Origin of the sequence: Marinobacter sp. CP1, from assembly GCF_001266795.1 — a bacterium.
Lineage (GTDB): Bacteria > Pseudomonadota > Gammaproteobacteria > Pseudomonadales > Oleiphilaceae > Marinobacter > Marinobacter flavimaris.
Genome location: NZ_CP011929.1, coordinates 4,615,501 through 4,635,382, shown reverse-complemented (window position 1 = coordinate 4,635,382; position 19,882 = coordinate 4,615,501). Strand labels below are relative to the sequence as shown.

26 protein-coding genes and 1 tRNA gene are annotated in these 19,882 nt (G+C 56.4%); 7 read left to right on the top strand and 20 right to left on the bottom strand.

Going from position 1 to position 19,882, the window contains the following annotated elements; genetic code table 11:
* The first annotated feature begins 206 nt into the window (after positions 1-206).
* The 3 genes from nfuA to ACP86_RS21345 all read left to right on the top strand — a co-directional run bounded on the left by nfuA (position 207) and on the right by ACP86_RS21345 (position 2,623).
* Entirely contained in the window at positions 207-794 is a 588-nt protein-coding gene (gene nfuA, locus ACP86_RS21355) for a Fe-S biogenesis protein NfuA (protein WP_008171684.1), read from the top strand.
* 219 nt (positions 795-1,013) lie between these two features.
* On the top strand, positions 1,014-2,213 hold the full coding sequence (locus ACP86_RS21350; RefSeq protein WP_008171683.1) for a hypothetical protein: 1,200 nt from the start codon (positions 1,014-1,016) through the stop codon (positions 2,211-2,213).
* 41 nt (positions 2,214-2,254) lie between these two features.
* Complete coding sequence (locus ACP86_RS21345) at positions 2,255-2,623, top strand: hypothetical protein (protein ID WP_008171682.1); 369 nt, start codon at positions 2,255-2,257, stop codon at positions 2,621-2,623.
* Here ACP86_RS21345 and ACP86_RS21340 read toward each other — a convergent pair.
* The 5 genes from ACP86_RS21340 to ACP86_RS21320 all read right to left on the bottom strand — a co-directional run bounded on the left by ACP86_RS21340 (position 2,610) and on the right by ACP86_RS21320 (position 4,789).
* Entirely contained in the window at positions 2,610-2,936 is a 327-nt protein-coding gene (locus ACP86_RS21340; RefSeq protein WP_008171680.1) for a TusE/DsrC/DsvC family sulfur relay protein, read from the bottom strand. The genes ACP86_RS21345 and ACP86_RS21340 overlap by 14 nt on opposite strands.
* Positions 2,937-2,939: 3 nt before the next feature.
* Positions 2,940-3,224, bottom strand: a complete 285-nt coding sequence (tusB, locus tag ACP86_RS21335) for a sulfurtransferase complex subunit TusB (RefSeq protein WP_008171678.1) — start codon at positions 3,222-3,224, stop codon at positions 2,940-2,942.
* Positions 3,225-3,229: 5 nt separating this feature from the next.
* Positions 3,230-3,580, bottom strand: coding sequence for a DsrE family protein (locus ACP86_RS21330; protein ID WP_008171676.1), 351 nt, complete (start codon positions 3,578-3,580; stop codon positions 3,230-3,232).
* 2 nt (positions 3,581-3,582) lie between these two features.
* Positions 3,583-3,987: a sulfurtransferase complex subunit TusD gene (tusD, locus tag ACP86_RS21325; protein ID WP_008171675.1), complete on the bottom strand. Its 405-nt coding sequence runs from the start codon at positions 3,985-3,987 to the stop codon at positions 3,583-3,585.
* A gap of 103 nt (positions 3,988-4,090) precedes the next feature.
* Positions 4,091-4,789, bottom strand: a complete 699-nt coding sequence (locus ACP86_RS21320) for a Bax inhibitor-1/YccA family protein (RefSeq protein ID WP_014577154.1) — start codon at positions 4,787-4,789, stop codon at positions 4,091-4,093.
* Between the two features lie 211 nt (positions 4,790-5,000).
* On the opposite strand from ACP86_RS21320, the gene ACP86_RS21315 reads away from it, so the two are divergent.
* Together ACP86_RS21315 and ACP86_RS21310 are read left to right on the top strand one after the other, a co-directional pair.
* A tRNA-Ser gene (locus ACP86_RS21315) sits at positions 5,001-5,091 on the top strand.
* Between the two features lie 138 nt (positions 5,092-5,229).
* Positions 5,230-5,448 carry a hypothetical protein gene (locus tag ACP86_RS21310; protein WP_008171673.1) on the top strand — a complete coding sequence of 73 codons (219 nt, stop codon included), beginning with the start codon at positions 5,230-5,232 and terminating at the stop codon, positions 5,446-5,448.
* A gap of 29 nt (positions 5,449-5,477) precedes the next feature.
* Here the strand turns inward: ACP86_RS21310 and hemH are convergent, their stop codons facing one another.
* From hemH to ACP86_RS21290, 4 genes are all read right to left on the bottom strand, one after another.
* Positions 5,478-6,587, bottom strand: a complete 1,110-nt coding sequence (gene hemH / locus ACP86_RS21305) for a ferrochelatase (RefSeq protein WP_008171672.1) — start codon at positions 6,585-6,587, stop codon at positions 5,478-5,480.
* A 37-nt stretch (positions 6,588-6,624) separates the two neighbouring features.
* Complete coding sequence (locus tag ACP86_RS21300; protein ID WP_008171670.1) at positions 6,625-7,056, bottom strand: TIGR01244 family sulfur transferase; 432 nt, start codon at positions 7,054-7,056, stop codon at positions 6,625-6,627.
* A 97-nt stretch (positions 7,057-7,153) separates the two neighbouring features.
* Positions 7,154-7,579 carry a YeeE/YedE family protein gene (locus ACP86_RS21295; RefSeq protein WP_008171667.1) on the bottom strand — a complete coding sequence of 142 codons (426 nt, stop codon included), beginning with the start codon at positions 7,577-7,579 and terminating at the stop codon, positions 7,154-7,156.
* A gap of 4 nt (positions 7,580-7,583) precedes the next feature.
* Complete coding sequence (locus tag ACP86_RS21290; protein ID WP_008171666.1) at positions 7,584-8,021, bottom strand: YeeE/YedE family protein; 438 nt, start codon at positions 8,019-8,021, stop codon at positions 7,584-7,586.
* A gap of 346 nt (positions 8,022-8,367) precedes the next feature.
* Here ACP86_RS21290 and ACP86_RS21285 point away from each other — a divergent pair, with 346 nt between their 5' ends.
* The gene (locus tag ACP86_RS21285; protein ID WP_008171665.1) at positions 8,368-8,781 is read left to right on the top strand and encodes a phasin family protein; all 414 of its coding nucleotides are present in this window, start codon (positions 8,368-8,370) and stop codon (positions 8,779-8,781) included.
* Positions 8,782-8,790: 9 nt separating this feature from the next.
* Here ACP86_RS21285 and ACP86_RS21280 read toward each other — a convergent pair whose 3' ends face one another.
* The 10 genes from ACP86_RS21280 to ACP86_RS21235 all read right to left on the bottom strand — a co-directional run bounded on the left by ACP86_RS21280 (position 8,791) and on the right by ACP86_RS21235 (position 17,216).
* Positions 8,791-9,420, bottom strand: a complete 630-nt coding sequence (locus ACP86_RS21280; RefSeq protein WP_008171664.1) for a TetR/AcrR family transcriptional regulator — start codon at positions 9,418-9,420, stop codon at positions 8,791-8,793.
* A gap of 18 nt (positions 9,421-9,438) precedes the next feature.
* Entirely contained in the window at positions 9,439-10,251 is an 813-nt protein-coding gene (xthA, locus tag ACP86_RS21275) for an exodeoxyribonuclease III (protein ID WP_008171663.1), read from the bottom strand.
* An 81-nt stretch (positions 10,252-10,332) separates the two neighbouring features.
* Positions 10,333-11,073, bottom strand: coding sequence for a hypothetical protein (locus tag ACP86_RS21270; protein WP_008171662.1), 741 nt, complete (start codon positions 11,071-11,073; stop codon positions 10,333-10,335).
* A complete protein-coding gene (locus ACP86_RS21265) occupies positions 11,070-11,591 on the bottom strand; it encodes a DUF2878 domain-containing protein (RefSeq protein WP_053115357.1) in 522 nt (173 codons plus the stop codon). The genes ACP86_RS21270 and ACP86_RS21265 overlap by 4 nt, the downstream gene beginning before the upstream one ends.
* Positions 11,588-12,862 carry an SAM-dependent methyltransferase gene (locus tag ACP86_RS21260; RefSeq protein ID WP_053115356.1) on the bottom strand — a complete coding sequence of 425 codons (1,275 nt, stop codon included), beginning with the start codon at positions 12,860-12,862 and terminating at the stop codon, positions 11,588-11,590. Before ACP86_RS21260 ends, ACP86_RS21265 begins: the two co-directional genes overlap by 4 nt.
* Positions 12,850-13,734, bottom strand: a complete 885-nt coding sequence (locus tag ACP86_RS21255; protein WP_053115355.1) for a DUF1365 domain-containing protein — start codon at positions 13,732-13,734, stop codon at positions 12,850-12,852. The genes ACP86_RS21260 and ACP86_RS21255 overlap by 13 nt, the downstream gene beginning before the upstream one ends.
* Positions 13,735-13,736: 2 nt before the next feature.
* On the bottom strand, positions 13,737-15,002 hold the full coding sequence (locus ACP86_RS21250) for an NAD(P)/FAD-dependent oxidoreductase (RefSeq protein ID WP_053115354.1): 1,266 nt from the start codon (positions 15,000-15,002) through the stop codon (positions 13,737-13,739).
* Positions 14,999-15,799, bottom strand: a complete 801-nt coding sequence (locus ACP86_RS21245; RefSeq protein ID WP_053115353.1) for an SDR family NAD(P)-dependent oxidoreductase — start codon at positions 15,797-15,799, stop codon at positions 14,999-15,001. Before ACP86_RS21245 ends, ACP86_RS21250 begins: the two co-directional genes overlap by 4 nt.
* Positions 15,796-16,263, bottom strand: a complete 468-nt coding sequence (locus ACP86_RS21240; RefSeq protein ID WP_053115352.1) for a nuclear transport factor 2 family protein — start codon at positions 16,261-16,263, stop codon at positions 15,796-15,798. Before ACP86_RS21240 ends, ACP86_RS21245 begins: the two co-directional genes overlap by 4 nt.
* Positions 16,260-17,216 carry an acyl-CoA desaturase gene (locus ACP86_RS21235; RefSeq protein ID WP_053115351.1) on the bottom strand — a complete coding sequence of 319 codons (957 nt, stop codon included), beginning with the start codon at positions 17,214-17,216 and terminating at the stop codon, positions 16,260-16,262. Before ACP86_RS21235 ends, ACP86_RS21240 begins: the two co-directional genes overlap by 4 nt.
* Positions 17,217-17,332: 116 nt before the next feature.
* Here ACP86_RS21235 and ACP86_RS21230 point away from each other — a divergent pair, with 116 nt between their 5' ends.
* The gene (locus ACP86_RS21230; protein WP_053115350.1) at positions 17,333-18,361 is read left to right on the top strand and encodes an NAD(P)/FAD-dependent oxidoreductase; all 1,029 of its coding nucleotides are present in this window, start codon (positions 17,333-17,335) and stop codon (positions 18,359-18,361) included.
* On the opposite strand, the gene ACP86_RS21225 is transcribed toward ACP86_RS21230, so the two are convergent.
* Complete coding sequence (locus tag ACP86_RS21225; protein WP_053115349.1) at positions 18,351-19,835, bottom strand: HD domain-containing protein; 1,485 nt, start codon at positions 19,833-19,835, stop codon at positions 18,351-18,353. The genes ACP86_RS21230 and ACP86_RS21225 overlap by 11 nt on opposite strands.
* Positions 19,836-19,882 lie beyond the last annotated feature (47 nt).

Here is a 19,882-nt window from a genome sequence, read left to right as displayed (position 1 = left end):
ACGCGGTATTAAAATCAATGGCGCGGGATCATAGCAAAATTGCCCGAGCCCGTCTTAGTACGAATGACGATTATCAATTGCCTACTGCAAATACCTGCCAATACGGGAAATTCATTACCTTCGTAAAGCCCGACTATTTTACTTGGTCTTTCATGTTCCCGCGAACTCCCTTAAAATGAATCCAAACTTTCAAACGGGTTGAAAACATGGCTCAGGTTACTGTGACAGATCCCGCTCGGGATTATCTTGCACAACTTATCGAAAAACAGGACGTGGAAGGCATGGGCGTACGTATCTTCGTGACCCAGCCCGGCACCAAAAACGCCGAAACCTGTCTGGCCTACTGCCCGCCTAACGAAGTAGTACCGACGGACGAGCAGGTAGATCTGGACAAGTTCATCCTGTATCTGGACCACAATTCCGTGCCCTTCCTCGAAGAGGCCTACGTGGATTACTCCAAGGACCAGATGGGTGGGCAGCTCACCATCAAGGCACCAAACGCAAAAGTGCCCAAGATTGATGACGACGCACCTCTGCCGGATCGGGTGAACTACATACTCGCTTCCGAGATCAATCCGAATCTGGCCGCCCATGGCGGCGAGGTGTCCCTTGTGGAGATCGTCGACGAATCCGTGGCCGTGCTGCGTTTCGGTGGCGGTTGCCAGGGTTGCTCGGCAGTCAGCCTGACCCTGAAGCAGGGCGTGGAATCAACCTTGAAAGAGCGGGTTCCGGAAATCACTGCAGTGCGTGATGTGACCGACCACTCCTACACCGAAAACGCCTACTACCAGTAAGTCCTTCCTGCCCGGTTTGCCGCGCCCTGCGGGGCGCGGCATCTATTCGGCCTGCCGCATTACCGCTTTCGCCATGGCTGCTCGGCCAATGTTGTGACATTTCAATTACTTCATCATTTGTCGCATACACAGCAACTGCAGGCAGGTACTATCCTGTCTGTCCGTTAACGGCATTATCACCGCCTAAAAACGGATTACACTCTTCTACCGGGGTCAAACTTGTTCGACGTTGCGCTTCTGTCAGTGCCTCTTATGGCGGCTGTTGTTGGTTGGCTGACCAACTGGCTGGCCATCCAGATGTCCTTCTATCCGGTGCAGTTCATCGGGGTGGGGCTGATAGGGTGGCAGGGCGTTATTCCCCGCAAAGCGGAAAAGATGGCGCATATCTGCATCGACAGGACGCTTCGGCAGTTCGGCGACCTCAACGCTGTCTACCAGAAGCTTGAACCGCAGCGCATCGTTGAGCAGGTGATTTCCCAGGTGACCCCGCGGATGGATGAGTACATCGATGAGGTTATGTACGAAATCCAGCCGGTCCTTTGGGACAACCTTCCGTTATTTGTCAGAAACCGGATTTATCAGTGGGCCCGTGAACAGCTGCCCTCCAGGGTAGAGGAGCTGGTGGAGGACTTTGGTGACGATCTGGACGAGTTGGTCGACCTCAAGGCTCTGCTCAGCCGCGAACTCGAAAAACATCCGGACATGATGAACCGGATTTTCCAGCAAGCCGGTGCGGTGGAGCTTCAGTCTGTGATCAACCGAGGTGCGGTTATCGGAGGCATTCTTGGCGCTCTCCTTGTGCCCTTATGGACCCGCTATCCGGAGCCCTGGCTGCTGCCGCTGGGCGGCTTCGTGGTCGGTTTCGTGACCAACTGGATTGCCATCAACCTGATTTTCGCGCCGCTCAAGCCCCGACGAATCCTGTTTTGGAAGGTTCAGGGTTTGTTTTTGCGCAGGCAGCCAGAAATCAGTGATGTCTGGGCCAGGCTGGTGGCGGAGGAACTGATTACTGTAGAGAAGGTTGCCGACGCCATGATCAACGGCAGCCACGGTGACAGAACCCGTGCGATTATCCAGAAACACCTTCGCCCCTTACTGGACAACTCTGTCATCATGAAGCTGACGGCGCAGGTCACCGTTGGTATGACGGGTTACACCGAGCTCAAGAAAGCCATGAACCAGAAGGCGGTACTGGCTACGCGTGACGTGTTCAGTGACCCGGCTTTTAACCGTGAGCGGGCACCTGTGGTAGCCGAAGTTCTGTCCGGCCAGATGAAAGCGCTGAAACCCGATGAATTCCAGGACATCCTGCGCCCTGCGTTCCGGGAAGAAGAGGTCCAGTTGATGATTGTGGGCGGTATTTTTGGTGCCCTGGCAGGGTTACTCCAGTTCGTTTCCCTGAACTATCTGAATTTCTAGCCGGAATGAATCCCGTTATCGGGAGTACAAGGAGGAAGGCCATGCCTTTTTGGCTAACACTGACAATCCAGATTCTTGCAACCGTTGGCGCCGTGCTTGTCACTCTCTGGGGGTTCTGGCGTTTCGTGGTCCGTCCATACCTCGATGCCAGGGTGGCGGAACTGATTGAGGCCGGCCGGGAAATCGAACCGGCGGTGACTCGCGGTGTAAAAAAGGGTGTGGCAGATACCATCCGGGAACTGCCAGAAAGCGCCCTTGACGGCACCGTTAAAGAATCGACCCGCCAGTTCCTGAAATTTGGCTCTGGCCTGTTTGAGAACGGCCTGAGCAGCTTCCTTGGCAGTGCAGCGGACCTGGAACGCAACAGGCAGAAGGACGGCGCTGCCTCAAAGGACTCTAAAGACAGTTAGTTGGCCTTGGCAGCCCCGCAATCCTGCAGGCGGTCTTTGCAGGGGTGCCGGGAAACAGCTGCATCAGGTAGATGCTGTTCCCCTTATCCTCGCCGAGCGCTTCTTTGACCGCCTTCACAAACAGGCGATTAGAGGGTGGCGACATTTCATGCTCTTTATAAAAAGATCTAAGAAACTTTATGATTTCCCAGTGTTTTTCTGTGAGATCCACGTCGTCCTCGGCAGCGATGGCCGTCGCGACACCTTCGGTCCACGTCTGGGCGTCTTCAAGAAAGCCTTCGTTGTTTCGTTGTGGCATTGCATTACTGACCATGGTTTACCAACTGATTACCCGTTGTGCCTGCAATGAAAGCGTTACCATCTCCGCAAAGTCCACAGAACTGACGTTGCCGCTCAGATCTCCCAGTCCGCGCGCCTCGACGTCCGGAATGAGCGCAAAGACCTTGCTGGCGCCCGGCAGAAGGTTCCCGCGTGCCAGCAACAGCACGCCGTTGCCGGTCAGAAGAAGGCCGTCTTCTGCAGACATCATTTCAACGCACCGCGCGGCCCGGGGATGATCGGGGGATTTGTTCAATATGTGCAATGTCTGGATGTCAGTCATCTGAGCTAACCTGCAAATGCGGTGTGGTCATAGTCAGTGAGGAGATCGGCATCAGCATCTACCAGGGTGACGCCTTCAATCAGCGAATGCTCATCGAGGCCGTAGGCAATACAGGCAGCCCGATCAGCCAGGATCGCGTCCATGCCGAATATCGGTGCTGCAGCGAGATTCTTCTCCACAGACTTCTGTTCAATGCCTCCGGCGTGCTGAGTCTGTCTCAGCCAGTTAACGCCAGGCCCGGTGAATAGCAGGGATGCCGACTGGTCGAAGGCTGCCAGCGAAAACGCCATATCCAGTGCTTCCCGTCCGGTCCACGCGCCGTAGGGAGGCTGGTCAATCATGATCAGTGTGGTCATGGTCAGTCTCCAGCGTGGAAATAAAGCGTGCGCGTGGATTTGATTCGCCCCTCGACCCATTCTCCGAGGCCAGCGATTTCAAACGGGGCCCGAAGATTGGCCGAAGGCAATTCATAGCGTTTCTGTTCGGTTTCGTTGACGAGGCCACGACGCAGCGCGGAGGCAATGCATGCCACACCGGGAATCTTGTGCTGAGTCAGAAACCGGGACCATTCGTCTGGCCAGTGGGTTTCGTCAGACGGCGGCGCGCAGAGCGCAGAGGCCAAATGGACCCCGTCACCGTAGAGGAACACCCGGTCAATCTGATGGCCAGCATCTACCGCTGCCTTCGCAAAGCCGAGAGCAGTCTGGGGCGCCTGAGACGAGTAGGGCGCGCCAGTAATTACCAGGGTAAAGGTTTCGGACATGGTTCCTGTTCGTTATAAGTCTGCAAGACAATGACTTTCAGTTTACCGAAAGCAAAAACCCCGGCAACTGCCGGGGTTTCGAAGCGGCTGATTCAGCCTGGTATCAATCTTCGCCACTGAACGCAGACAGCAGGTGCAGCAGGCTGACGAACAGGTTGTAGATGGATACATACAGACCAACAGTGGCGATGACGTAGTTACGCTCACCACCCTTGATGATCTGGCTGGTCTCGAACAGGATCATGATCGAAGCAAAGATCGTGAAGCCGGCGGACACTGCCAGATGCAGAACAGAGCTCTCCATCAGGAAGGCCAGAAGCATGGCACCGATCAGTACAAACGCACCAGCGGTCAGGAAGCTGGACATGAAGCTGAAGTCTTTCTTGGTGATGATGGCCGTGGCAGACAGACCAACAAACGCAACTGCGGTCAGTGTCAGCGCCTGGGCGACAATCGAGGAAGCGCCGGCAGCTACGAAGGCGCCAATGATCGGACCCAGGGTGTATCCCATGAACCCGGTCAGGGCGAAGGTAGTCACGATGCCCCAGGGGCTGTTTTTCAACTTATAGGTTGCGAACAGCAGCCCAATGTATCCCACGATGGTGATCAGGAAGCCCGGGTGGGTTCCGTTCATGTTCAGGAATGCTGTCAGCGCCGAAAAGGCGAGTGTCATGCCAAGCAGCATATAGGTGTTGCGCAACACCTTCATCGCATCATCGCTGATGCCTGTGGTCGCGCGCTCCGTCTGGGGAGTCGAATAGGCTCCCTGAGAGTTCTGAACGCCGAATCGTCTGTCTTCCATTGTCATCTCCGTTTATAACGACTGGATACTGGTTCCCATAATAGTGTCAGATACGCAACTTTCAATCATTTACGACAGGAAAACGTCTTCCGGATTCCATTAAAAACCGTTAATGTTGAAAAATGCGGCGGGTTTTATGCAGAGCGTTGACAGCACAGGCAATTCCGGTATCATGCTCACCGCTGTCGCAATGACGGCGAATGGAAAAACCGGTGGGCTGGCAGAGTGGCTGAATGCAGCGGTCTTGAAAACCGCCGAAGGTTAGTAGCCTTCCCGGGGTTCGAATCCCTGGCCCACCGCCATTTTTCCTCTTACCTTTCTTTCTTCCGAATCTCCTGTTCCCCACGTGATATTTCCCGTCATAACGACGTGGTTATCCCTACTTGGTTTGAAGCCAGTTAACCCTCATTATCCTTGCACAGAGACTATGAGAGGGTGTTATGGGCGAATTTCAGAATCATCAAACATCTGATACCGGTTCGGCCGAACGCCGGAACCGCAAGTTTTCCGTGTCCGCAAATCGGGGCAGGGCGAGCCATAAGGTGCGTTATGTGGAGGCTGGCGGCGCCGCCGTTGATACGGGCGAATGCACGTTCTGTCAGTCTGTACCGGATCTTTCAGAGGGCTTTGAAGGCAAGGAGGGAAACCGGGGCAGCTGACGCAGCCCCGGCTATAACTCGGGGGCGGATCAGAGATCCCGGCCCGGATAGATTGCTTCTTTCTGCTCGGCTGCCCGCTGCTGGCGAGCTGCCAGAGCCTCTGGCTCGTTCTTTGGCACCTGCCAGCCTTCCAGATTTTCCTCGATCAGTTTTACCAGGGCTTCGATGTGCCCGGGTGTGGCGTTCAGCGCTGTGATGTAGCTGAACCCTTCACCGCCGGCCTCCATGAAGTACTCACGGTTTTCTTCGTCGATTTCCTCAATGGTTTCGAGGCAATCGGATGAAAAGCCGGGGCAGAATACGTCGATGGATTTGACGCCTTTGCCTGGCAGGGACTTCAGGGTTTCATCCGTGTAGGGCTTGAGCCACTCTTCCTTGCCAAAGCGGGATTGGAACGTGGTCATGTAGTCCTCTTTGCTCAGGCCCAGCCGCTCAGCCAGCAGGCGAGACGTTTTGTGGCACTCGCAGTGATAAGGATCGCCCTTGGTCAGGTACTTGAGCGGCACGCCATGGTAGGAAAATACCAGCTTCTGGTTGCGTCCATGGTTGGCCCAGTGCGCCTCGATATGGCGCGCCATGGCTTCAATGTACGGAGGATAATCCGGGTAGTGAGAAATGAAACGGAAATCGGGCAGCCAGCGCCGTTTCGAGAAATCCTTGGCAATGGCATCGAAGGTGGAGGCCGAGGTCGACGCGGAGTATTGGGGGTAAAGTGGCAGAACCAGCAGTTTCCGTACGCCCTGTTCCTGCATCTCATCAAGAACCCGGGAAATTGAGGGGTTGCCGTAGCGCATCGCAAAGCCGACGACCACGTTAGGGCCGTACTTGCGCTTGAGTGCCTCTCGGATACCCTCAGCCTGCTTTGCAGTGTGCAGCAGCAGGGGAGAGCCCTCCGGCTGCCAGACGCTGGAGTAAGCCTCTGCGCTTCGCTTGGGACGAATTCTCAGGATCACACCGTGAAGGATCAGCCACCAGAGCGGCCGCGGCAATTCGACCACCCGGGGGTCCGAGAGAAATTCAGCCAGGTAGCGACGGAGGGCCGAGGTTGTTGGCGCATCCGGTGTCCCCAGGTTGGTAACCAGCACTCCCAATCGGTCAGACTGGTTGTGGCTGAAATTCTCTGAACCTTTGTATTGCATGCGGTAGATCCTGAACGTTGGTTAGGCGGTGGCAGTGTCAGCCTTTGTCGGCGGCCTGCTGCGCCATTCTTGGTGCAAGGCCGGAAATGTCGTAACCGGCGTTGCGTGCTTTGGTAAAAATCTCATCGGCTGATGTGTTTCTGGCCGCGCTCAGAGCCCAGAGCACGGTGCAGCGGGTCCCGGAACGACAGAATGCCAGTACGGGTTTTTCGGCGTCCCGGATCATCGGCGCGAAGCGGTTTACGTCGTCGTCAGTGATGTTTCCCGACTCCACCGGCATGTATACCCACTCAAGGCCCTGTTCCCTGGCGGCGGCTTCAATATCCGCCATGGCAGGCTGGCCCGGCTCTTCGTGGTCAGGGCGATTTGCTACGAGAGTCTTGAACCCCAGCTTCGCGGCTTCTGCCACGTCTTCAATGGAAATCTGCGGGGCTACCGAAATGTTGTCGTCGATTTTTCTGATATCCATGGATGTCGTTCTCCGAATCGGGTGGTGGAGCTGCCGCCATGATCGCACAGCCCCCGGGCTGTGTCAGAATGGCGGCGGGTAAATTTACAGAAAATACTTACACTTTCGCACGGTTGCGCTCAATTACTTCGAAAATGCCCATGCCCGCAACCATGGCCGCAACAAACACCGCCGCCTTGGTTTCACCGGCACCGAGCGCGACCAGTCCCGGCCCGGGGCAGAAGCCGGCGATACCCCAGCCAACGCCGAACATAAGACCCCCGAGTACCAATCGTTTATCGATATGGGCACTGGTGGGCATTTTCATGTGGAACCCGAGGAAGGAAAGGGTGCGCTTGCGGGCAACAGCAAACGCGACCACACCCACCATGATGGCGCCGCCCATCACAAACGCCAGTGAAGGATCCCAAAGGCCTGCGATATCAAGGAAGCCGAGCACCTTTTCAGGATTGGCCATGCCGGAAACGATAAGCCCCATTCCGAAGACAAGGCCAGCAAACAGAGAAGCAAGAGAAAATTTCATGGCGTCACACCCCCATCAGGTGACGAATCACGTACACGGTGACAAATCCGGCAGCCATGAAGCTCATCGTGACTGCCAGCGAGCGCAGCGATAGGCGGGACAGACCGCAAACCCCGTGTCCACTGGTACAGCCGGAACCATATCGGGTGCCGATCCCCACCAACAGCCCCGCAACAATGAGCGCGGGATAGCCGGCCTCGATTTCGATAGGGGGAAGCTCTGTAGCCAGTACCCAGACTGCCGGTGCACCAATCAGTCCGGCAAGGAACGCCACGCGCCAGGCAATATCGCCTTTTGCCGGTGAAAGAAGTCCGCCAAGAATGCCACTGATGCCTGCAATCCGCCCGTTGAGAAGCAGAAAGCTGGCGGCAGCTATGCCCACCAGTATGCCACCCGCCAACGCTGACCAGGGGGTGAAGTTACTCCACGCAATTTCAATCATCTGATACTCCGAATTTTATAGACTTTCATTTTGGAATAAGCATATATCTTGGGGCAATAATAACAAAAAAAAGCCCGGCAAAGGATGCCGGGCAGAGGCGTGCGAGTAGTATCCATGAAAGACTTCCAGACAAACCGGCATCAGCAGGGACGCCGGTATTGGGAAGTATTGACTATATTTTGAACACTTCAAGCGAGACTCACTTTCGTTTGAAAACATTTTTTCATATCGGATGCGTCTTTATACTGCCGCCTTTCGTTGCGCGGGTTCCAGGCCGACTGAAATCCGGGCCAAGCTGTAATACAATGGCGGTTAGAAAGAACTATCCGCACTCCCGAGGTTGTACATGTCTGACGAGAACGACAATAAGCCGGAGAATGATCCGCAACTGGCGGCAAAAATCAAGGGTTCAGCCCGCCAGATCTGGCTGGCCGGGTTGGGCGCCTATACCAAAGCCGAGGAAGATACTGGCCGTTTCTTCGAGCGTCTTGTGCAGGAAGGTGAGCAGCTCGAGAACAAAACCCGGGGCGTCGTCGAAAAGCAGATCAAGTCCGTGGAAGATCGGGTTGAAGGGGTTCGGGAGCGAGCCACTGGCACCTGGGATCGGCTTGAGCACATGTTTGATGAACGGGTGTCCGGTGCCCTGAGACGTCTGGGCATACATCGCCGTGAAGAAATCGAATCTATGGAGCGGCGTATTGAAGCCCTTGAATCAGAACTTGCCCGCCTGCGGAAACGTGCCGGTGACGACGAAGAATAACGTTACGGCTCAGAGATAATCCCGGCTCATCAGCCGGGCTTCCTCCCGGTCGGCCGGCGCAAGGTAGGGCAGCACCAGGTGCATCATCTGGTAAACACCCCGCCCCGGATCCACTGCCTCCCGGTCATCCAGGTGAGAGAGCGTATCGAAAGCACTCCAATAACAGGCGGTTAGCGTCAACTGCTCACAAAGAGAATCAAGCTCTTCCTGCTCAATCGCCATAATGCCCTGGCGTCGAAAGCTCTCGCAAATCGTCTTGAAAGCCAGTCTTTTCTTTTTCTGGATGCGCTTGAATCGTACCTGCAGCTGATCGTACCGGGACAACACGTTCACCAGATCCTGATAGAGGAACCGGTAGCGGGCTACGGTCTCGAACAGCAGGTGCAGAAAGAACCCCTGCTGGTCGAGGCTGATGTCGGCGTCTTCCGGAACCGCCAACAAGTCGACCATGTCGTGTTCGTACTGGTCGAAGATTTCCTCGACAATATCGCCTTTGCTCTTGAAGTGGTAATAGAGGTTACCCGGGCTGATATCCATCTCATCAGAGATCAGCAGGGTGGTGACATTGGGTTCGCCGACGGTGTTAAACAGCGCCAGGCTGGTCTGGAGTATACGGTCGCGGGTTTTGATTTTTTTCATATCGCGCCGGGCCAGCCCCTAGAGCTCGAAGCTCGCCCAGACCGGACAGTGGTCGGACGGCCTTTCCATGGCTCGAATGTCGTAGGAAACACCCGCTTTCCGGGCTTTGGGCAGCAGGCTGTCACTGGCCATGATCAGATCAATCCGCAGACCACGCTTGGGGTCTCGCTCGAAACCCTTGCTGCGGTAGTCAAACCAGCTGAAAGTGTCCGCTTCATCAGGATGAAGGTGCCGGAACACATCGGTATAACCGCGAGACTCGACCTGGCCCAGCCATTCCCGTTCCTCCGGGAGGAAAGAGCATTTACCGGTTCGTAGCCAGCGTTTGGCGTTGTCGGCGCCAATGCCAATGTCTTTATCGGTTGGAGAGATGTTCATATCCCCCATCACCACCACGTAGCCGCCCGCTTTCTTGAGCTCGTCCAGGTAACGCATCAGATCCCCGTAGAACTTCTCCTTGGCAGGAAACTTCACCGGATGGTCACGGCTTTCACCCTGGGGAAAATAGCCGTTGATCACCGTCAGCTTTTCGCCATTGACCGTGAAATGGCCGGTAATCAGCCTGCGCTGGGAATCCTCACCATCCCACGGGTAGCCTTTGACAACCTCCTCCGGCTCCGCTTTTGAGAGCAGGGCAACGCCATAGTGGGTTTTTTGCCCGTGGAAATGCACGTGGTAGCCAAGGTCCCGGATTGCTTCTACCGGAAAGTCGTCGTCCTGAACCTTGGTTTCCTGAAGGCCGATAAAATCCGGTGCGAGGGCGTCTATTACGGCTTCAAGCTGGTGCAGGCGGGTGCGGATACTGTTGACGTTGAAAGAGACGAACATCATTTCAAAATACTCTCCGGCGTTGATTCCCGTCGGAGTTTACCATACTGACCCCCGGGGTCTGCCTTGGCAGGGGCGACAGTTTCAGGGGGTCAGTTCACAATCCGGGGTGGTATTCACTTTATAGCGGATATGGGCGGTGTAGTTTTCATCCTGGTTTTTCCGGATATTGGTGAGGCCCAGATAGTCGGAAAGGGCACCCGAGTTGCTGTAACCCAGCACGATGGGGTCGACCAGGAAACGCAGCACCATGCCGGTAGGGCGTATCTGTACGACATGGTCAGCATTCACCCGGTCGTTCTCGACCCGTTCCAGAACGAAACCATAATGCTCGCCCCGGGTAGGTCCAAGAAACCGGAATTCAACCGGCTCGCCAGCCACAACACTCTGCCAATTCTGACGTACGAAGTTATCGAACCCGGCATCCACAACGGTAGTTTCCGGGTATGTCACCTCGAATTGCTCTGAATCGCCGCCTGGCGTCTGCCAGTCGATCACCAAAGTGTCGGGTGCAGGGTAGGTGATCTGCATTTCTTCACTGAATGTCGGCTGAACGAAGTCTACGGACGGACGCAGTACTGAAACCTCGTATTCAAGGTCTTTGCGGGCGAATGACTCGTCCGCGTCCGGTTTGAAGTAGGTCACCTCGTGTTGCCGGGGCCGGAATACGCCTTCCTCACAGGTACCATCAACGGAATGGCGCTCTTCGTAAATGACGTTGCCGTCTCCCGTGCTTGCGGTACCGATGAAACTGAAATCTGCGGCCGCGGCCGGCCCTGCGACTGCCAACAGCGCCACGTAAACTGACCAGGTAGCGCGTTTCATCGAACCAGCTCCGGGTAAAGCGTTTTGCGGGCGAAAAGCAGCAGCGGGAAGACAACCAGCCAGCCAAACCCGAGTGCAATCAGCGATGGCAGCAAGTCTGGCAGCTGCACTGCACCGAGCTGGCTCGCCGACCAATAGGCGAAGGGGCCGGCAAAGGGCGCAAGTACGAAGGGCAGCCAGGCTTTCTTGCTGATCCAGTCGAGGGAATGGCTCAGAGTCGTCATGAAGATGGCCCAGATGGCGACAAGCCAAGGGGGAGTGAGCATCACTTGTCCGGAGCCGTCGTCCAGAATGCCGGTCCGGAACCAGATGCCGTCCAGAACTGAGCCGACGACGGTTCCCAGGCCGATGAACTGAAGCTCGGTCATCCGGTTCTGGCTGACCAGGACAAAATGCAGCACCAGAAATATCACCACGATCCCGGCGCCGATCAGCCCGGGATAAAACACGCAGGCAAACCAGCCTGCCTGGAACAGCAGGAAATTAAGAACGTTACGGGCAGTTTCGGAGGCGATCATACGCTCAAGATGTTCTCGCGTTTGTTGCCGGGCTTGGCGAACACCAGCTGCGCAACGCCAATGGCCCGCTCGCTGAAGCCCGCTTCACAATAGGCAAAGTAAAAGTGCCACAGGCGCCGGAATCCTTCGTCGTAACCCATCGACTCCAGCTTGTCCCGCTGGGCCATGAACCGGTCGCACCAGTCGTGAAGGGTCCTGGCATAGTGGAAGCCGGTATCCTCGGCATGGGTGAGTACCAGCTTGCTTTCTTTTCGAACCGATTCGAGGATGGCTCCGAAAGAGGGAATAAAGCTCCCCGGGAAGATAAATCGCTGGATAAAATCAACGTTTTTCAAAGCTCTCTGGTACCGCTGCTCCGGCATGTTAATGGCCTGCACCAGAGCCAACCCGTCGGGCTTCAACAGGGCGTTAATTTGGGAGAAATAGCTGTTGAGAAACTGAGGGCCAACGGCTTCAATCATCTCGATGGAAACAAGTTTGTCGAATTGCCCCTCGAGGTCCCGGTAATCGTCAAACAGTAGGGTAATCTGGTCCTCCAGCCCCACTTTCTGGACCCGTTCTTTCGCGAGCTCCAGCTGCTCTCTGGAAATGGTCGTCGTGGTGACATGACAGCCATAGTGTTTGGCGGCATGGATCGCAAAGCCGCCCCAGCCGGTGCCGATTTCAATCACCTTGTCCCCGGGCTGGAGGTCCAGCTTCCGGCAGATGGTGTCCAGTTTGTGCACAGCCGCTTCTTCAAGGCTCGATTCGGCGCTGGGATAGATCGCCGACGAGTACATCATGGTTGGGTCGAGGAAGGTCTCGAACAGGTCGTTACCCAGATCGTAATGGGCGCTGATGTTTTTCCGGGAGCCTTCTTTCGTATTACGGTTCAGCCAGTGCAGGCCTTTCAGGGCAGGTTTGGTAACCCAGCTGAACCGGTCTTCAAACTCATTCATACGGTCGACGTTGCGGGTAAAGAAGCGGAGCAGGGCAACCAGATCGGGCGTCGACCAGTCCCCGGCAACGTACGCTTCTGCTGCGCCAACGCTTCCGCCCGTCAGCAGGTCCCGCCAGGTGCTGTGATCGTGGATAATCAGCTCTGCCGGCTGGTACTGGCTATTGCCGTCTCCGAATACAAGGTCTTCAAACCCGGATTCCTTCACCGTCAACTGGCCTTCGCCCAGTAAGCGGAGCTGCTGAATCACCAGGGTCCTCGCAAACCGGCTGAGCGCCGGAAGGCTGCCAGAGTCGGATGACGTGTTTTCAACCGAAGTATTCAGGTTCTCCATGAGCTTACCCTTCCACGAATCTTGTCATTGGTCTCGGAGCTGGTGACATCCAGCCCGGAATCATCATGCCCACGGCGGTAGGCGGTATCGTCTTCGGAAAGCTTGTCCGGGTGGGTATAGAACGGCGCACCTTTGAGCTTGAGGCGCAGGGCGTGCCAGTAAATACCTGCCACAACCTTGAATGCCTCGAGCGGAAACTTTCGAAGACTTCTGTGCACATCTTTACGAGTGAGAGGGGTACGTTGGACTACCAGAGTGGCATCAAAATGCTTGCGGCCCTCTTCCAGAACATTCATGTGAATTCTCAGATCAGGGCCCCGGAAACTGAATGTCCACTCGTAGTGCTGGTTCATGCCGTTGAACGGCGACACGTGAAAGCGTTTGCTAAAACCAAACTGTTCGGTGCGCCAGCCCGCCTGGTTCGGCTCTGCGCCGGTCGTCTCCAGGCAATAGGCATGACGGTCATGCCACGGGGTGTTGGTAATCTGGGCAACGATGACCTTTGGAACCACGCCATCCGCCGGGCACTCGCCGGCGCGGTAGCAGAAATAGAAGCTGACCGGATTGAACACGTAACCAAAGTAGCGCGGATGAGTAATCAGCTCGACTTCTCCATCCGGACGCCAGCCGGTGGCCCGTTCCACGTGGTCACGCACAGCCCCGGACAGGTCGCCTGTCTCCGGACGGAAGTAGTCCCTGCGCTTCAGAGACATCCAGTTGAAACGTTCCAGGGAAAATAGCGGGCTGATATCGGAAACCTGGTTCCACTCGTCGGTGTCCAGGGCCAGCATGCCGGTGCTGTAGCTGAATTCGTGTTGCACCGGGTACTTCCGCCTGTGCCGGACAGTACCCTCCAGCCATTGGCTGTTCACGGTCAAAGCTCCACCCCGAACGCTTCGGTGACCCGCAACGCGCTGCGAACGCCATCTTCGTGGAATCCGTTGAACCAGTAAGCACCACAGAAATGGGTTCGATTTTGGTTACCGATTTCGTCGTAGCGTTCCTGGGCTGCCACCGCGTCCAGTGTGAATACCGGATGGGCGTATTCGAAGCGCTTGATCACCTTTTCGGGGTCGATATCTCGGCTGCGATTGAGGGTCACACAGAAGGTTTCCGGGGCATCATGGAAGTTCTGTAGTATGTTCATGTTGTAGGTGACAGAAACCGGTTCAGTACTGTGGGTCGGAATAAAGTAGTTCCAGGCAGCCCATGCCCGGCGATTGTCCGGCAACACGCTGCTGTCTGTATGGAGCACGACATCGTTGTTCTGATAGGCCATGGCTCCGAGTATGTCCCGTTCCTTGTCGGTCGCGTCAGCGAGCATGGCAAGGGCCTGGTCGCTGTGGCAGCCAAAAATCACCTGGTCAAAGTGGTGTTCTTCGCCCCTGACAGTCACGGTTACACCGTCCTCATGGCGGACAACCCTGTCGACAGGGCTGTTCAGGTGCATGCCATCACCCAGCCGTTCCATCATCTTCTTCACGTACTGGGCAGACCCACCGGAAATCACCCGCCAGGTCGGGCGGTCATCCACAGACAGCATGCCGTGATTGTTGAAAAACTGCAGGAAGAACCGGATTGGAAACTGTTCCAGCACGATTTCCGGTGCTGACCAGATCGCCGCACCCATCGGAACAATGTAGTAGTTCCTGAAATAGCGGGAGTACCCGTTCCGGTTCAGGTATTCCCCCAGTGTTTCTTCGTTATTGATATTGCCGGCTTCAAGGTCTGCACGGGTTTCCTTGTTAAAGCGCAGAATCTCCCTCACCATTTTCAGGAACGGCAGGTTGAAAAGATTCTTTCGCTGGGCAAACAGGGTATTCAGGCTGGTGCCGTTATACTGCAGGCCGGTGCTGCTGCAGTCCACGCTGAAGCTCATGTCGCTGACTTCCGATGGAACTCCCAGCCGCTCCATCAGTTTGATGAAATTCGGGTAGGTCCAGTCGTTGAATACGATGAAGCCGGTATTCACCGGCCAGGTCCGGCCACCGGCTTCGACCTGTTCGGTGTTTGTGTGACCGCCGGCATAGTCACCTGCTTCAAAAACCTGAACATCGTGTTTCTCGGCCAAAAGCCAGGCAGCCGTGAGGCCGGAAACGCCGGCCCCAATGACAGCAATCCGCTGACGCTCACTACTCATCCATTATTTTCCTGTTCGGTGTTGCTTTTACGGGCCATAGAGGCCGACATACGGTCGATCAAGGGCTGGGGAAGGGCGCCCAGCGCTTTCAACATCCAGGTGAAGCGCTTGGGGAATGCAATCTCGTTCTTGCCACGCGCAAGACCACTGACAATGCGCTCCGCCGCATCCTCTGCAGAAACCAGAAAAGGCATTGGAAAATCGTTCCGATCGGTCAATGGTGTCTTGACGAATCCGGGGGAAACCACCACTACGTCGATCCCTTCGGCGTCAAGGTCTGCCCGGAGTGCATGGGCAAAATAGGTCAGCGCCGCCTTGGAAGCGCCGTAGCCTTCAGCCCGGCCGAAAGGGAACCACCAGGCGGAAGAGCTGACGATCACGAGGGTCGCCGGCTGGCCTTTAGCCCGGCTGCGCCTGAGGGCAGGCAGAGCAATATCGAGACATCGCGCCGTGCCAATCACATTGGTGTGAATGTTCTTCTCGATAACGTCACTGTTGTAGTGCGCTGTCTCCAGATATTCACAGGTGCCAGCGTTCAGTATCACCATGTTCAGGTCGCCGTGATTTTCCAGCGTACCTGCGATGGTCTGGAGATCTTCTTTGCTGGTGGTGTCTGCGGCCGCCGGTATAATCCGGTCTGGCGCTGCGGAGGCCAGTTCTTCGAGAGCCCCCTGTCGGCGGCCGGTAATCACAAGCCGGTGACCACCGCGTGCCAGTGCACGGGTAACGGATTCGCCAATGCCTGAACTGGCGCCGGTAATCCAGATATTCGAGGTTTCCTGAAGTCGATCACTCATCCTGCCTGATCCTTGATCCAGCGAATGGCCCTGCCAATCAGCGGCAGGTTTTCGTAGAGCATTTCCCCGGCGTCAAAGTAATCACGGTGGTAGCACACCATCCCGTCCCGGATTTCGAGGTGGCTGATGCCCTGCACCTGGACTTCACGCCCCTTGCGAAGGCGCTTGTGACGAAGGTGCATAACCCAAGGCAAGGCGGCAAACTCACCGTGAACCACGGCTTCACCGAATTCAAAGCGACAGGAGATGACGTTCGCATAAGCCCCGGCGAAATAGTGGGTCAGCTCATCCAGGCCCGATACGGTGCTCAGTGGGTCCTGGAACCGGATATCCTCGCTGTAGACCCGGGAGAGCTTGTTCAGATTACCCTTGTCGAGTTCGTTGAACAGCGCTCTGAAATTATCGAGCGTTGCCGGCACCGCCGAATTACGCGTACCTACTTCGATCTTTGAGGCGGTTGTCATTGCCTGCTCCTCCTCATTTTATCCAGTTCGCGTGTTTCTTCCTGAATGTGCTTGGGTATCGGGTTGAGCTCCCAGATGATGCCAAGCTTCGACATCAGCCATAGCCCATACCAGGTGATGTCAATTTCATACCACCGGAACCCCTGACGAACAGATTGCGGCCAGCGGTGGTGATTGTTGTGCCATCCCTCGCCCAGGGTAAGTAGGGCGAGCCAGAAGTTGTTCCGGCTGTCGTCCGACGTTTCAAATCGGCGCTTGCCCCACACATGGGACAAAGAGTTGATGGATACCGTGGCGTGAAACAGCACGACGGTCGAAATGAAGAATCCCCAGACAAGCATCTGCAGACCGTTGGTCCCCAACCCCGGAGCCCACGCGGCCAACGCCTCGCCCAGCCCGTAAATACCAACGGCGGCGAGAGCCGGTACCAGAGCGTCAAACCGGTTAATCAGCCTGAGTTCCGGGAATTTCAGCCAGTCCCGAATCCGACGTTCGTCGGTCGCAAAGCCGGCGTCACAGGTGAACCACCCCATGTGGGACCACCAGAATCCGCCCTGATGGGGCGAGTGCAGGTCCTGAACATCATCGGAGTGCTGATGATGATGGCGGTGGTGGGCAGCCCACCAGAGCGGGCCGCGTTGGGCCGCACTGGCGCCGAGCACCGCGAATACAAACTGGGCAGGCCGGCTGGTCTTGAACGTCTTGTGGGCAAAATAACGATGGTAGAATCCGGTAATCGCAAACATCCGCACGAGGAAGAAAGCAATCGCGAATCCGATGGCGAATGCGCTTACGCCGGTGTAAAACGCCAGAAGGCAAGCCAGATGGAGCGCAATGAACGGAATAACGCGTAAAAAATTGAATGATCGGGACGTGGTGTCTATGTGATCCGAACCTGCTTCGGAATCGAACCACCTCAGAATGTTTGTAAGCCAATGTTGCATTCGGGTCATACCCTGATTGCCCTTTCTCTTTAATGGAATCTTGATCGCACACTCAGTCTTGATGCCGCTGGTGTTTCATGGAGAGTAGTACGATCTCACTACTGTAATTGGATGCACGATAAATCATGTTTAATCAAACCTTTGATTCGTCACTTATACGCCGTATCGCCATTGTCGGTTCAGGCCTCTCCGGGCTGACCGCCGCTATCCAGCTGCGCGGTCTCGGCCATGACGTTACGGTCTTCGAAAAAAGCCGGGGACCGGGTGGCAGGCTCGCTGCGAAGCGGGTAACCGGCGGGTCAGCAGATATGGGCGCGCAATACTTCACCTCCCGGAACCCGGATTTCCTGCCGTTTCTCCATAAATTTGCCGGCCCTGAAAGCTTCGGACCGTGGGAAGGACGGTTTGGTTTCCAGACGAATGCTGATAAATGGGAGTCCTTCCCTGAGGAGACCCGTTACGTCGGTATTCCCCGCATGACAGCGATTACCCGGGCCCTGTCCGGACACGCTCACGTTGTTACCGAGACACGCGTTGCCAGATTGGCCCGAAACGACCAGTCCTGGTCGCTCTTTTCCACCGCCGGCTCGCACCTCGGCGATTTTGATGCAGTTATCGTTACCGCGCCTCCGGCACAAGCCCGGGAGTTGCTGGCGGACAGTGGCCTCGACGCTCTGGCCTCCCACCTGGACGAGCCGGTGAGCCGGGTTCTGCCATGCTGGGCCGTTGCCGCCCACTTCCCGGTATCGCCCTGGCCGCATCACGAAGGCATGCGCTGCAAGCACCCGGCGCTGTTCTGGGTGGCCAACAACTCCAGCAAGCCCGGTCGAGACGACGAGGGCCAGTGGTGGGTTTTGCACGCCAGCCCAGCCTGGACCGAAGACAATGTGGATACACCAGCCGAGGAAGTGGCCGAAAAACTGTTGGCTGCGTTTCGTGAAACGACCGGCTTCGATACCGGTCCGGACGAAGTGGTTACCCATCGCTGGCTCTACGCGCGTTCTGAAGGCGGAGAACACCCTGGCCATCTATGGTTCCCGGATTACAAGATCGGGCTCGCAGGCGACTGGCTCAGTGGCGGCCGGGTAGAAGGCGCGTTCGACAGTGCCTGCGGACTGGTTGCCGAACTGACGACCGCTCCCACTACTCAGTGAGAGACTCCTGGTTACCGGTGGTCACATCGGGCCGGGTATAGAAATGCGTGATGGTGCCGTCACTGAACTTGCTGAAGAAGGCGCTGACGTCGGTGATCTTCTTCAACGACCGGGTGCGGAGGATAGGTTCGCGCACGAGCACCTTGATGCCGTTAAAGTTGTCCTGAATGTTCGAGAAGCGCGCCCGCATCGAACAGGTCACTACCTGGGCAGGGCTGAGAGAAAGCTCTTCGGCCAACCATGCGCTATGACGTTCGATCCCCCTGGCTGAGAGGTCTTCCCGGGTATCCAGATGGTTCAGTTTCACCCGGTTTACAATGCAGAACGAGAAACTCTTCGGGTGCTTGCGGGCCACTTTCCGAAACGCCTCCCAGAAGAAGTTGTCGGTCAGTTCTGCAAAGTAGGCCATGTCGCTCAGGCAGGTATCCACCCATTCAAAGTTCTCCGGGTCATCGAGCACTTCGTTGATCGCTTCCCGAAGCAGCCAGTCAAAGCCCAGCGCGGTCTTGTGGGCGTAAACCTTGCGGTACATCTGGTGGCGACTGTAGACAAAGTCCTCGAGCGCCCCCAACCCTTTCTGGGTTATGGCCAGCCCCAGCCAGGGTTCGGACACATCCCATCCAAAACGCAGGTTGCTCAGAAGGTGGTCCAGATTGAAACCGCCAATGGTTACCGAAGAGTGAAAGCCGTCCCGCAGCATGTAATCGGCCCGGTCAGCGTCGATTTCGCCGGATACAATCGATGACAGCAGATCCATCACCAGCCCGGGTATGTTTTCGCTGAGCGGTGATCCCGCCGCGGCATCCCCTCCCGCAATAAAGGCCCAGAATGTGCGGGCATGACGACAGAACGTCTCGCTGGGTTTTACGTCCGTCGTTTCCATAATGCCGATAACGTCCCGGGCGAAAAGCCCGGCACTTTCGAGATCCACCGCCATGAGCACATCGTGGGCGACACGCACGGAATAATGTTCGTGTTCCAGCTCATCGGGTTCTTCCGGGTGGTAGGCGGAATAATCCACGCCGCGCCACAGAGCCCGGAAGCGGCCGGGACGGGACATCAGTTCCCGAATGCGCCGGGCCTGGGTGAACTGATGGGAAAAACTTGAATGCCCGCTGTCATGCAGAAGACAGCCCAACCGGATGGTTTTGGCCAGATAGTCGATGGCGTCGAGCTGGCTCAGGCTCAGGTCGGTTTGCTCGCTGAGCTGGCGCTCCCTGAGGTAGGCGTCGATCATCGAGCGGAACATGCGCGTGCCCACATGCATCACACCAATACTGTGCAGAAAGCGGGAATGGGTTGCGCCGGGAAAGACCAGGCTCAGGATGTCGTTCTGGCAGATGTTTCGCAGTCGCTGGAACAGTGGGTGATCAATAACCTGGATCTCGTGCCGGTAAAGCGGAATGCCTCCGTGAACCGGATCCATGATCAGCTTGTCATAGGCTCCGAGTAGATCGTTTACGGCACGTCGCATCAGATGGAATCCTCCGATTTCATGAACTTGGCCTTGTTATATCACAG